The organism is Janthinobacterium sp. SUN073 (assembly GCF_030397665.1).
Classification (GTDB): Bacteria; Pseudomonadota; Gammaproteobacteria; order Burkholderiales; family Burkholderiaceae_D; genus Janthinobacterium.
Genome location: NZ_JAPUBT010000010.1, coordinates 57,871 through 70,843, shown reverse-complemented (window position 1 = coordinate 70,843; position 12,973 = coordinate 57,871). Strand labels below are relative to the sequence as shown.

At 64.8% G+C, this 12,973-nt stretch carries 11 protein-coding genes; all 11 read right to left on the bottom strand.

The window, feature by feature from the left end; genetic code table 11:
- Window positions 1-3: 3 nt before the first annotated feature.
- Window positions 4-1,344 carry a PepSY-associated TM helix domain-containing protein gene (locus tag O0882_RS22660; RefSeq protein ID WP_289951710.1) on the bottom strand — a complete coding sequence of 447 codons (1,341 nt, stop codon included), beginning with the start codon at window positions 1,342-1,344 and terminating at the stop codon, window positions 4-6.
- Between the two features lie 8 nt (window positions 1,345-1,352).
- On the bottom strand, window positions 1,353-3,476 hold the full coding sequence (locus O0882_RS22655; protein ID WP_289951708.1) for a TonB-dependent receptor: 2,124 nt from the start codon (window positions 3,474-3,476) through the stop codon (window positions 1,353-1,355).
- A 77-nt stretch (window positions 3,477-3,553) separates the two neighbouring features.
- Complete coding sequence (locus tag O0882_RS22650; protein ID WP_289951706.1) at window positions 3,554-3,961, bottom strand: DUF2946 domain-containing protein; 408 nt, start codon at window positions 3,959-3,961, stop codon at window positions 3,554-3,556.
- 47 nt (window positions 3,962-4,008) lie between these two features.
- Window positions 4,009-4,605 carry a PqiC family protein gene (locus O0882_RS22645; RefSeq protein WP_289951704.1) on the bottom strand — a complete coding sequence of 199 codons (597 nt, stop codon included), beginning with the start codon at window positions 4,603-4,605 and terminating at the stop codon, window positions 4,009-4,011.
- Window positions 4,602-6,242: an MlaD family protein gene (locus tag O0882_RS22640; RefSeq protein ID WP_289951702.1), complete on the bottom strand. Its 1,641-nt coding sequence runs from the start codon at window positions 6,240-6,242 to the stop codon at window positions 4,602-4,604. Before O0882_RS22640 ends, O0882_RS22645 begins: the two co-directional genes overlap by 4 nt.
- Window positions 6,235-7,581 (bottom strand): paraquat-inducible protein A, encoded by a 1,347-nt coding sequence (locus O0882_RS22635; protein WP_289951701.1) that lies wholly within the window; start codon window positions 7,579-7,581, stop codon window positions 6,235-6,237. The genes O0882_RS22640 and O0882_RS22635 overlap by 8 nt, the downstream gene beginning before the upstream one ends.
- An 87-nt stretch (window positions 7,582-7,668) precedes the next feature.
- Window positions 7,669-9,027, bottom strand: coding sequence for an amidase (locus tag O0882_RS22630; protein ID WP_289951698.1), 1,359 nt, complete (start codon window positions 9,025-9,027; stop codon window positions 7,669-7,671).
- Window positions 9,028-9,031: 4 nt separating this feature from the next.
- Entirely contained in the window at window positions 9,032-9,709 is a 678-nt protein-coding gene (locus O0882_RS22625; RefSeq protein ID WP_289951696.1) for a DUF2848 domain-containing protein, read from the bottom strand.
- A 4-nt stretch (window positions 9,710-9,713) separates the two neighbouring features.
- Entirely contained in the window at window positions 9,714-11,048 is a 1,335-nt protein-coding gene (locus O0882_RS22620) for an MFS transporter (RefSeq protein ID WP_289951694.1), read from the bottom strand.
- Between the two features lie 109 nt (window positions 11,049-11,157).
- Window positions 11,158-11,832: a DUF4286 family protein gene (locus tag O0882_RS22615; RefSeq protein ID WP_289951692.1), complete on the bottom strand. Its 675-nt coding sequence runs from the start codon at window positions 11,830-11,832 to the stop codon at window positions 11,158-11,160.
- 177 nt (window positions 11,833-12,009) lie between these two features.
- Window positions 12,010-12,924: a LysR family transcriptional regulator gene (locus O0882_RS22610; RefSeq protein ID WP_289951690.1), complete on the bottom strand. Its 915-nt coding sequence runs from the start codon at window positions 12,922-12,924 to the stop codon at window positions 12,010-12,012.
- Window positions 12,925-12,973: the final 49 nt, after the last annotated feature.

Sequence of the window (12,973 nt, the reverse complement as noted above, 5' to 3'; positions counted from 1 at the left end):
ATTCTAGCGCAGTCGCATCCTGCCGATACGCGCACCGCATTTCGCCAGCAGCAGCTCCAGCAGCATCAGCATGCAGCCGGAAATGAGCAGCAGCGGCATCAGCGCGCACATGCCGGCCGCCACCAGCCAGGCCAGCGCGGATGGCGAGGTCCAGGCGCCCGGCAGCAGCCGGGGCAAGCCCAGCGAGCCTGGCAAGCGGCGCTTGAAAAACATCACCCAGCCCGATACCAGCGAGAACAGCACGCTGGCGCCGAACAGCAGCAACAAGGCCTGGTTCCACCAGCCAAATTCGCCGCGATGAAATGGAATGCCGATGGCCGTAGCCTTGCCGAACGCCGTCTGCGCCTGCCACCCCGCATAGTACAAAGGCTTGCCGCTGTAGGCGTCGAATTGCAGGTCGAAGCGCAAGGTGGGCTGGCTGCGGTCGGCCATGGTGGCGCGCCACACATCGTCCTGGCTGGCCGGCGCCGTCAGCTGCACGGCGATGGCCGGTGCATGGCTGCGCGCCACCTGCCAGGCATCCTGCCAGTCGAGCGGAGCGCCCTCCTCGCGCGAATGCAAACCGCGCGGCACGGGCGGCGGCGCCTGGCCGCTGACGTCGCGCAGCGCGCGGATGCGCCCGCCCGCCTGCTGGCTCCACGTCAGCCCAGTCGTCAGGATCACGACGCTGACGATGCCCAGCGCCACGCCCAGGAAGGCATGCCACTGGCGCCAGCCATTGCGCCCGCGCGCGCCCCGCTTCGGCAAGCCAGATTGCGCGCCGCGTGGCCACCACAGCACCACGCCCGTCACCAGCATCACCATCAGCCAGCTGGCCGCCAGCTCGATCATCCAGCGCCAGCCATCGTTTTGCAACAGGCGCGAATGCAGCTTCTTGGCCCAGTTGCCGAAGCGCTCACTGCCGGCCAGGCTGCCCAGCACGCGCGCGTCATACGGATTCACATACACGATGATGGCTTGTGCGGGCAGGCCGAATTTCGGTTTGGCCGGCGCGGCATGTCCGCCATGGCCCGCATGTTCATCCTGCGCGCCGCCGGGCGGTGCGAACGCCACCTGCACCACGTCGTCCTGTTGAAACGGCGGCACCACGTGTTGCACTGTCCAGCCACGCGGCGCCGCCCGTTCGGCTGCCGCCACGGCGGCGTCCAGCGGCAGCATGGACGCTTGCGGTGCCACATGGTCGAGGTGCTGGTACAGCCTTGCCTCGATCTGCGGCGTAAACACATACAAAATGCCCGTCAGGGTGGCCACCAGCGCAAACGGCGAGGCGATCAGCGCGGCCCAGAAGTGGATGCGCCAGTACAGGCTTTTACGCCGTGCGATAAGAAAAGTGTGATCGTCCATGGCCAGCCTCACAGTGCGTTGAAGGTATAGCCCAGGCCCAGCATTACGCTGCGCGGCGCACCGGGCGTGTACTGGTTCTGCGTATTGGCCGCGTAACTGCCCACACCCGAATAACTGCTGCTGGCCGAATCGGCATAGCGTTTGTCCATCAGATTGCGCACCTGCGCCCACGCTTCCAGCCCGCGCGCGATCTGGTAGCTGGCGCGCAGGTTCAGCAGTGCATGACCCTTGTACTCCACCGTATTGGCGTTGTTCATCCAGTAGCGGCCTTGGTGCACGGCTTCGAGCGCGATACGCGCGCCGGCCATGGGCTTGTAGCCGATCTCGATCGAGGTGATGTCGCGCGGCGCCTGCGGCATGGTGCGGCCGCTGTAATCGAGGCTGGCGGAGACCTGGTAGCGCAGGTAGCGGTGGCGTGCGATGGCCGTGGCGAAGCGCGCGTCGAACGGGCCGCTGTCGTAGTTCAGGCCCAGCTCCAGCCCTTCGCTGCGCGTGCGTCCCGCATTGCGGTTTTCGCTGTTGCCCGGCGAGAGCGTGTAGCTGACGATGGTGTCGCGCCCGTCGAGGCGGTACAGAGCCGTGTCGAGTTTCAAGCTGCCCTGCAAAAAGGCCCAGCGCAAGCCCAGTTCATAGTTGTTGTAGACGGACGGCTGCAGGTCGGCGATGCCCGTCTTGCCATACAGCTGGCTGACCTCGGGCGGGGTAAAACCCTGGCTGACGTTTGCATACGCGCTGCCCGCCTGGCCGATGGCGTAGGTGGCGCCCAGCTTCGGGCTCACATGCGAAAAGCTGCGCGACTCGTCGGGCGCGCCGTAATTGACGCTGCCGCCGGGCGCCAGATTGTTATGGTAGTCGTAGCGGATGGCGTCCGAACGGCCGCCCAGCACCACGCGCGTGCCCGCCAGCGGAGAAAATTCCCATTGCGCGAAGACGGCCGTATTCAGAATGTCCGTCTGGTAGTCGCGCACGCCCTGCGGATTACTGGCATTGGCCAGCGTATAGCGCAGGTAGCGGCCCGTGGCCGCATCGCGCACAATGGACAGGTTATCGCTGACAAAGGGATTGTCGCTCTTGTCGACATACACGCCGGCAATCAGGCGCGAACGCAGCCACGCGAATTCCTGCTGGTGTTTCACGTCCAGCCCCAGCGAATCGACGTGGTTGTTGTTGATGACGCCCTTGCACAGCATGCCCGCGCAGCTGCCGATGGAATACGCGGGAATCTGCCCATGGTCGTTCTTGCGCGTAAACACGGTAACGGTGCTGGTGCCATTGGGCGTCGTCGCGCCCTCCCACGCCAGATTCATGCGCGTGGTCTTGTCCTTGCGGTAGGTAAACGTGTTCAGGCTCTTGCCGGGATTGCTGCGGTAATCATTCTCGAACAGGCTGCCCGTCATGGCCGCATCGAGATCCGTGTGCACGATGGTGGCGCGCAGCTGCGAGGTGGGGCTAAGCGCATAGTCGGCGCGCAGCGAGAACGAATCCTTGTCGCCATAGCTGTACTCTTGCCAGTTATCGCGCGAACGGCGCGAACTGTAATGAGAAAAGCGCAATCCCAGCGGACCCCAGGTATCGCTGGCGGACGTGTCGTAACGGGTGTAGCCGCCCACGTTATCGCGCCGCACGCCCACCTTGGCCGTCGGCGTGGCGCTGGCGCCGGCCGTCAGGAAATTGACGGCGCCACCGACGGCATTGCTGCCATACAGCGAGGAAGCGGCGCCCTTCACCACTTCCACACCGCTGGCCCCTGCCATGTTCATTTCATTGAGCGAGTTGTGGTTGAAAACGCCCAGCGGACGGATGGGGATGCCGTCTTCCAGGTACTGATAGACGGCATTCGTGCCGATGGGCTGGCGGATGCTCATGCTGTGCTGCTCGTTGCCCAGGTCATTCCAGTACACGCCGGCGATGCGGTTGAGGATATCGCCCATGGTCTTGGGCTTGTCGCGTTCCAGGGTTTTGGCATTGACGACGCCGATGGCCTGCGGTGTCTCGGACAGCCATGATTGCGCGCGCGAACCGGAAACGACGACGGTGTCGATGGCGTGGTCGGTTTGCTCAAGTTGCTGCGCCCGCGCGCAGGGGTAGGCCACGGTGATGGCCACGGCCAGTACCAATAATTTCTTGTTCATGTGATTCTCGTATAAGTGTGCGGATGCGGCGCTTCACACCGCAAGGTGGATAGCGCCAGCACTAAAAATGCAAAGACTTAAATGAGGGCGGGCGGCGCGCGCGACTGCGCGGTGGACCAGATGAACAGCGGGGATGGGGACTGGTAGTACAGGGCCGGGAAAATCGCCGTGCCGCTGGCAACGGGCAGCGGCAGCACGGGGCTGGTGGGCGGCAGGCCGACGGAACCCGCATGCGTGGCACAGAAGGCGCAATGCTCCATCTGCATGGCCTTGGCGCCCGATTTTTCATCGGCGGCGCCATCATCGGCCTGGCCAAGCTGGACAAAACGGATACCGGCCACCGAGCAGATTTCCGCCCAGCCGGAGCCGGATTCCTGCTTGGCGTTGGCGACGGCCTGGGAAATCGATGGCGCGAGCGCCGCCAGCAGGATCGCAAAGCAGGCGATCCAGGCGGCAAAGCGGCGCGTGAACAAGGTCATTCCCATGGCCGTATTTTACCAGCGGCCGCCGGGACTGGGTAGCGCAATGCCGCTCAGGCGGCCGGGCAGGCGGCGTTGCCGTTGTCAAAAGCACGCACCACGCTGGCCGCATCGGCGGCGATGCGGCTAACGGCACGGCGGTGACCCAGCACCAGTTCATCGTAGCCGGCGCCCACCTTTTCATTGGCGATCGTGCGGCAAGTCACCACTTTGCTGCTGGCCAGCTGGCGCACGCTCCACACGGCATCGATCAGCGCATACTGGCCCATCACGGACTCGAAACGCTGCACATTGGTGCTGATGCGGTACACGGGCAGGTTGTCGGGATGTGGCGTGCGGAACACATCGATGGCGCCCAGATCGTTCGTCACGGCCGTGGACAGGGCCTGGCCGATTTCGCCAGCCAGCGGCCCCGCCCAGCGCTGCTGCTCCAGTAATTCGATGCGTCCCGATGGCGCCGTCACGACAAACTGGTTGCGGCTTACCTGCTGCGGCACGCTGACGGCCAGCACCTCGACATAGTATTTGACGGGTTTGGCCGGCTGCGCGTCGGCGCCGCCACTGAGCGTATAGAAATGCTCGGGCTGGGGCGTGGAGCAGGCGCCCAGCAGGCTGGTCGCCAGCAGCGCGGAAAAAATCGGTTTCATCATTTTTTTTCATCTCCTTTTTTACCGCGGATCAGGGACTCGGGGTGACGCTCCAGGTAATCCGACAGGGCATTGAGCGATTGCAGGGTTTGCGTCAGTTGCTGCAAGGCCTGGCGCACGTCCGACTGCAGCGGCGAATCCTTTTGCAGCACCTGTTCGGCCGTGCCGAAGGTCTGTTTCGCCGCCGTCAGAGTGTCGCGCATTTCGGGCACCACCTGGCCATCGAGCTGCTTGAACAGGGTATTGGCCTGCTTGATGGTGGCGTTCAGGTTATTGCCGATCTCCGCGTATGGCACCTGATCGAGCTTGCGGGCGATGCTGGCGATCTGCGTCTGCAGTTCATCCAGGGTATTGGGCACGGTGGGCACTTCCAGCGGATATCTGTTCAAGTCCAGCGCCACCTTCGGCGCTTTCGGGAAGAAGTCCAGCGCGATGTACAGCTGGCTGGTGAGCAGGTTGCCCGTGCGTAGCTGGGCGCGCAAACCGCGGCTGACCATGCGTTCGAGCAGCTGGTGGCCAGCCGAGCCTTCCGCATCGTCGACGGCCGTCTTGAAACGCATGCCCAGGCGGGCCGGATACAGACTGACGGTGACGGGCATGCGGAAGTTCTTCTTCACGGGATCGAATTCGATGCCCACCGAACGCACCTCGCCCAGCACGATGCCGCGGAAGTCCACCGTGGCGCCAGGCTGCAAGCCGCGCAGGGACTGGTCGAAATAGAATACGGTGGTGATCGCCTCTCCATCGGGTTCGCGCATGGCGCTGGCCTCGTCAGCCGCCAGACGGAAATTGGTATCGGCCGGCGCGGGCTCCTCGGGCTTGCGGCCGTTCTCCGCCTCGAAGGCGATGCCGCCCACCAGCATGGCCGCCAGCGACTGCGTATTCAATTTGAAGCCGCTCGAATCGAGGCGCACGTCGACGCCGCTGGCATGCCACCAGCGCGCATTCTTGCCGACGAACTGGTCGTACGGGGCGTTCACGAAGACCGACATGGTGATGCCATTGCCATCCTTGTCCAGCGCGAAGCTGACCACCTTGCCCACGCGCAGACGGTGGAAGAACAGGGGCGAGCCCACGTCGACGGAGCCGAGGCTGTCCGCATGCAGCGTGTACAGCTTGCCCTTCTGGTCGCCCGCCACGGCGGGCGGATTTTCCATGCCGACGAAGTTCTCCTTTTTGGCTTCCGACTTGCCCGTGTCGACGCCGATGTAGGCGCCTGACAGCAAGGTGCCCAGGCCCGTCACGCCGCTGGCGCCGATCTGCGGGCGCACCACCCAGAAGCGCGAATCGGCGGTGGCGAAGCGCCGCGCTTCCTTGCTCATGTCGATCGTCACCAGCACCTTGCTCAAGTCCTCGCCCAGGGTAATGGCGCGCACCTGGCCGATGTCGACGTCCTTGTACTTGACCTTGGTCTTGCCCGGTTCCAGGCCTTCGGCGCTCTTGAAGCTGACCGTCACCGTGGGGCCCTGGTCGAGGATGGACTTGGCGGCCAGGCCGGCGCCGATCAGCGCGGCCAGCAGCGGAATGAGCCATACCAGCGACGGCAGCCAGCGGCTGCCCTGTTCCACATCGGGTTCCGGCAACGGGGGGACGCCCTGGCCACCCGTTTCGGCAAGGTCGCCTGCTTCTTTGTCAGACATGCTGTTCTCCAATCACTGTATTGTTTCCGGTATTTGCCACCACCACGGGTTCTTCCTCGCCAGGCACCTGCCCGTCGACGGGGTCCCATATCAGGCGCGGGTCGAACTGCATCGCCGCCAGCATGGTCAGCACCACCACGGAGCCGAAGGCCAGCGCGCCGGGTCCGGCCGTGATCACGGCCAGCGACTTGAAGCGCACCAATGCCACCGTCAGGGTGACGACAAAGATGTCGAGCATGGACCAGCGGCCGATGAATTCGACCATGCGGTACAAGATGGTGCGCTGGCGCGGCCGCCAGCGCGAACGCCGCTGCGCCGTGAACGCCAGCAGCGCCAGCACGCCCAGTTTCAACATCGGCACGACCACGCTGGCGATGAAAATGATGATGGCCAGGCCTTTCGAGCCGCTGGTCCAGAACAGCACCACGCCGCTCATGATGGTGTCGTCCTGCGCGCCGAACAGCGATTGCGTCACCATCACGGGCAGCAGGTTGGCGGGAATGTAGAGGATCATGGCGGCGATCAGCAGGGCCCAGGTGCGGTTGATGCTGTCCGGTTTGCGTACATGCAGGGCCGTGCCGCAGCGCACGCACGCCAGATGCTTGCCCTTGCCCAGCGGCGGCGCCACCAGGCCGCAAGCGTGGCAGGGCACGATCTTCGCGCCCGGCGCGAAGGCCTTGTAGCGGATGCCCGGCAGCCCTTGACGGGTCAGGTCGTCGCCCAGGTTCCACAGGGCCTTGGGATCGAACGAGACGACGATGGCCAGCATCAGGGTCAGCGCACCAAACGCGAACAGCCCCGGTTGCGGCAGCACCGTGGCCAGGCTGGTCATCTTGACGACGGTGATCAGGATGCCGATCATCAGCACTTCCGTCATGCCCCATTCGCGCGCCGTCTGCACGGCGCGCAGCACGCGGTTAAAGCCCGGCACCTTGACGCCGCCGCGCAAGCCCAGCGCCACATATAGCAGGGAAGCGAGTTCGATGGCGGGAAAGAGGATGGTAAACAGGAAGACCATCGTCGCCACGATGTGCATCTGCTCGGACCACAGCACGCGGATGGAGCCGAGCAAGGTGGCGCTGGAAGTGAGGCCATTGACGTCGAGTTCGACGATGGGAAAAAACTGCGCGATCAGGAAGACGAAGGCGGCGCCCAGGGTCAACGCCACCACCTTGCTCAATTCGGCCGATGCCCCCCGCGCGTGCGCGCCCCGGCCTGGCGCGGCCCGGTACAGCACCGAGCGGCAACGGATGCAGCGCGCCTTTTCGCGTGGACGCAGCGGACGTTTGCGGTATAGCACGCCGCAGTCATGACAGCTAATCAGGTCGTATCGGTGCACAGTTGAAGTTTGCCGGCGCGCAAGCGCGACTATCTCATGTCAATGCCAGCCATCATGACAGAGTTGGCATTTTCCTGCACTACGGCACTATTCTTTTCCACTCCCCCGCAACAGCGCCTCCACGGCGCGGCCGATTTGCAGCACTTGATCGTCGGCGCCCGCCAGGCCGCAAATGCCCAGCCCCACAGGTAGCTCACCCTCGGCGTGGCAAGGCAGCGACAGCGCGCAGCCGTCGAGGAAGTTGATCACGCTGGCGTTGCGCAGCGCCAGGCCATTCGTGGCAAAGAAGGTGGCGTCATCCGCATCCAGCGGCGCGACTTCCGGTGCGAGAATAGCCACGCTGGGCATCAGCCAGGCGTCGAATGGCGCCAGGCGCTGCTTCGCGATGGCGATCAGGCGCGCGCGCGCATCGAGCAAGTCGATGTAGTCCGCTGCGCCTTGCTGCTGGCCGCGGCGGATGCGCGCCGCCACGCGCTGGTCATACTGCGTGCCCTTCTCTTCAAGTAGCACCCTGTGCCAGTGCCAGGCTTCCGCCGCCACCAGGCCACCGCCGCCATTGATCGTCGGCAGCTCCAGCAATTCCGGGAAATCGAACTGTTCCACCAGCGCGCCGGCCGCGCGCAATTTGTCCAGCGCGCGCCCGAAAGCCTGCCGCACCTCCGGCTCGACATTGGCGCCGACGTAGTCGGTGGTAAAACCGAAGCGCAAGCCCTTTAATGCCAATACGCCGTCGGCGATCTCCCTGCCCGACAAGGCTGCGTACAGGATGGCGCAGCAATCGACGCTGCGCGCGATAGGGCCGGCCGAATCGAGGGAGCGAGATAACGGCACTGTGCCGGCCAGCGACACGAAAGCGGCCGTCGGTTTGAAGCCGGTCAGGCCGCAAAAGGCGGACGGGATGCGGATCGAGCCGCCCGTGTCCGTGCCCAGCGCGCCGGCCGCCATCGCCAACGCCACCGTGACGGCGCCGCCCGAGGTGGAGCCGCCCGCCACGCGCGTGCCGTCGTGCGGATTGCGCGGCGTGCCGTAATGGGGATTCAAGCCCAGGCCGGAGAATGCGAATTCGCTCATGTTGGTGCGGCCCAGCAGGACGGCGCCGGCCGCGCGCAGGCGCGCCACAGCAAGCGCATCGGCACCGGCGGGCGGCGCGTCGGCCAGCGCCAGCGAGGCGGCGCTGCTGACCTGCCCCCTGACGTCGAACAGGTCCTTGATGGAAATAGGCACGCCGGCCAGCGGCGAGGCAACGATGCCAGCGGCGCGCGCCGCATCGCTGGCCCGCGCTTCCATCAGCGCCTGTACGCCATCGAGGCTGACATAGGCATGGCCGCCCTGCGCCCGGTGCGCCTCGGCGCGCGCCAGCATCTGCTGCGTCAGTGCCACGCTGGTGGTGCGGCCGGCGGCCAGGTCGGCCGCCAGTTCGCGGATGGTCTTGGTCAACTGGGTCATTCTCTTATCCTTCCACGGGCAGGGTTTGCACGGCATAGCGGTGCTGCAGGCGGCGCTGCAAGGCTGGATCATACAGCTCCAACTCAAACGCGTCGCCATGGCCCATTTCGCCGATGATCGGTTGCGTGCCGCAGAACATGGCGCTGCCCACGGGCAGGGTCGCTTGCCCCATGTAGCGCAAGATCAGGTCTTCCGGCGACAGCATGCGCGTCACGGGGCCGTCCTGATACAGGGCTGGCACGCCTGCGCGTTCGCGCCAGGAACGCATCTGCAACTGATCCCAATGGCCGGCCACGTCGGCATAGCGCCACAGGGTATCGCCCACGGGCTTGCCGCACATCTGCTTCGACACCGTCACGCCATAGCTTTCCACCTTGCGGTCCGTGTGGTCGGAACCTATCCCCACCAGCAAGCCGTATTCGGTGGAAAACAGCACGAACTCGGCCTCGCCGGACGAGTCCAGGCCCGGTACTTCGATGGCGGCATCGCTCGACAGCAGCGCCGCCGCCACGCGGTAAAACATCGGCACGCTTTTCGGGCGCGCCACGCCGATGGCTTCCAGTTCGGCGATATGGTGTTCGACCATCGCCATGTCGCGGCCCGTCCAGCCGGCGATGATGAGATTGTCGATGTCGAAGGTAACTGGGCCATGGCCTGCCAGTTGAAAACTCAATGTCGTCATGATGTTATTCCTCAAGAGGGCCGCGGCCCGTTTCGCGGGCCGCAAAGACGGCCGCGCCGGTGATCAGCAAGGCCGCCGCCACGTACAGCGAGACGGCCATGGTGCTGTTGTACGAGCGGTACAGGCTGGCGATGACGAGGGGCGCGAAGCCGCCGCCGATCACGCCGGCCAGGGTGTAGGCCAGCGAGGAACCCGCATAGCGCACCTTGGTGGGGAATTGCTCGATGACGAAGGCCGCCTGCGGGCCGTACATGATGGCGTGGATGACCAGGCCCACGACGACGGCCGTGACGATGGCGGCTGGGCTGGCAGTATCCAACAAGGTGAAGAAGGCAAACGCCCACACCAGGCCCAGGATGGCGCCCAGCGCATACACGGGGCGACGGCCAATCTTGTCCGATAAAGCGCCAAACAGGGGCACCGACAGCGCATTGCAAGCCGTGCCGATCATGATGGCGGTCAGTGCCAGGGTCGACGACAGGTGCAGCACGGTGGTCACATAGGTCAGGGTGAACACCACCACCAGCGCATACAGCACGTCCGAGCCGATACGCACGCCGCCGGCGATCAACAGACGGCGCCAGTAGATGCGCAGCACGTCGCCGATCGGCGCTTCGGCCTTCGCGTCCTGCTGGTCGAGCTCCTTGAACAGCGGGGTTTCCTCGATGCCGCTGCGTATCCACATGCCGAACGCCACCAGCAGCAGGCTGGCGATGAATGGCATGCGCCAGCCCCAGTCCATGAACGCTTCATGCGGCAGCAGATAGGTGATCAGGCCGATGCAGCCCGTCGCCAGCAAGGTGCCGAACGATGGCCCCACCTGCGTCCAGGAAGCGTTGCGGCCACGCTTGTCCGGCGCGCCGTGTTCGACGGAGATCAGCACGGCGCCTGCCCATTCGCCACCGAGCGCGATGCCCTGCACGAAGCGCAGCGCCACCAGCAGGACCGGGCTCCAGATGCCGGCCGTGGCATACGTGGGCAAGAGACCCATCAAGCCCGTCGTCACGCCCATCAGCATCAGGGTGACCACCAGCACCCAGCGGCGTCCCAGCTTGTCACCCAGGTGGCCGAAGATCACGCCACCGATAGGACGCGAAATATAGCCGACGGCATACGTGGAAAAGGCCAGGATGGTACCCGTCAGCGGATCGAATGAAGGGAAGAACAGATGGTTGAAGATCAGCGCGGCCATGGTGTTGTAGACGGTGAAGTCATACCATTCCAGGGTCGTGCCGACCATGCTGGCCGTGGCCAGGCGGCCCGTCTTGGATTTTTTGCCCGGTGCGTCCGCGTGCGCACTGATGTGCGTACTACCTTGCGCGGTGGTGTGTGTAGTCATTGCCTACCTCTCTCGTCAGTTTTTTTTGCAGGCCCGGCGCAGGATGCTATGCCCTGCGCCGTGGCCCGTGTCTCGTGTTATCCGTGCCGGCAAGATGCGCGTGTCCGCGTCAGGCGGCGTGCAGGTCCGCCTCGCGCAGCTGCCAGGACAGTTGCAGGATGGCCGCCTGTTCCACGTCGAGGCCCAGCGCTGCGCTGGCGGCATTGACCGCCGCCACGGCGGCGCTTTCCGACGAGGCGTCGATCAGGAAGATCGGGTCAAGCACGCGGCCTTCCTTCTGCTCCGCCGGCAGGGGGCCGGACAGCTTCGCGTCGGGCGTCAGCAAGCGCGTGGAAATCACGCCGTCAATCTGCAGCAGCTTCGTCCCCAGCACCGCCAGGCCGGCCACCGCCTGTGCATCCTGGCCGATGGCTTGCCCCCCAAGGCGCAGCACGGCCAGCCAGGCGCCCGTGCCCATGCCCGTTTCCGCCTCGATGGCACAGACGCGGCGCATCGGGTCAAGCATGCGCTGCAGATTCGTCACCGACCATGGCGTCTGCTGGCCGAAGGCCTTGAAGTAGTCGGGTGTCTGGAAGGCATCCAGCGAGTCGGTGCGGTACAGGCCCAGGTATTTACGGGGACCGCGCACGCTCTGATAGCGCGTGCCGCTGACAAAACCGGGAATGCGCACGCGCTCTTCCACGTGCTCGCGGTCGTACCAGCGGTTGAAATCGAGTTCGTGTTCCGGGTCGGCGCTGGTCCAGACAAACAGGATGCCTGGCAAGGTGGTGGTGGAGGTCGTCATGATGGTTCCGTTTGCGTTGTAAGTGGGTGCCAACCCAGAATAGGTGGCACGCCATCACTTGGCAAACGGGTTATTCTGAACGCGACTGATAAGTTTTTCTTGTGGGTCGCGCTGGGGACGGGCCAACAATGTTGTCGGATTACGCGCCGTGGCGCTAATCCGACCTACGACACAGCGTCAAGCTCCGTACTCCTCCGCGAGCCCCAGGGTGAACCTGGCCGCTTCCTCGCACGCCAGCATGGCCACCAGCTGGATCGCCTCCGTGGTGATGTCTTCGCTGTAGCTGATGACGATGCGCTGCGGTGCCAGGGCGCTGGCGCAGGGAATCAGGGCGATGTTGCCTTGCTCGATTTCCTCGCGCAGGGGCGCCAGCGGCAGCACGGCGATGCCGAAGCCGGCCTTCACCAGGCGCACGATGGCGGAAATCGAACTGACGCAGTGCACGCGGCCCAATTGCACGCCCTCGTCCTGGCACAGCGCCTTCAATGCGGAATGCGGCTGCGATCCCCGGTTCATGGTGATGATCGGGTGCTGCGCCAGTTGCGCCACCGTGAACGGTGTGCCCGTGTCTGGCCAGTCGGCCTTTCTGCCCGCCCAACCCATGGCGATGGCACCGCTGCCCGTGCTGCGGATATGGTCGCCCGTCAGCATGTCCGTCTGCAGCGCGATATCGAGCTCGCCCTGCTGCAGCTGTTCGTGCAGGCGGCGCGTCGATTCGGACGTCAATTGAATCTCGATGCCCGGATAGCGCTCCTGCACGCGCTGCAGGAACGGGATCAGCCAGGTATGCACGATGGTTTCGATGACGCCGATGCGCACTTCGCCCGTGATCTGCGCGGGCGAAGAATTGGCCGCATACATGTCGCGGCACAGTTCCAGCATGCGTTCTGCGTACACGAGCAGGTTGCGCCCGGCGAAAGTCAGGCGGATTTCACGCGCGTCACGGTCGAACAAGCGCGTGCCGAAGTCCTGCTCCAGCGAGGCGATGCGGTTGGAAATGGCCGCCTGCGTGATGTGCAGCTTGTCGGCCGCCGTGCGGAAGCTGCCCAGCCGCGCAGCCCAGACAAACGCTTCGAGAAAACGGGTATTCAATTTGGCTCTTCAATCAATGGGGACTCATCTTCACAGTGTGAGTGTTCGC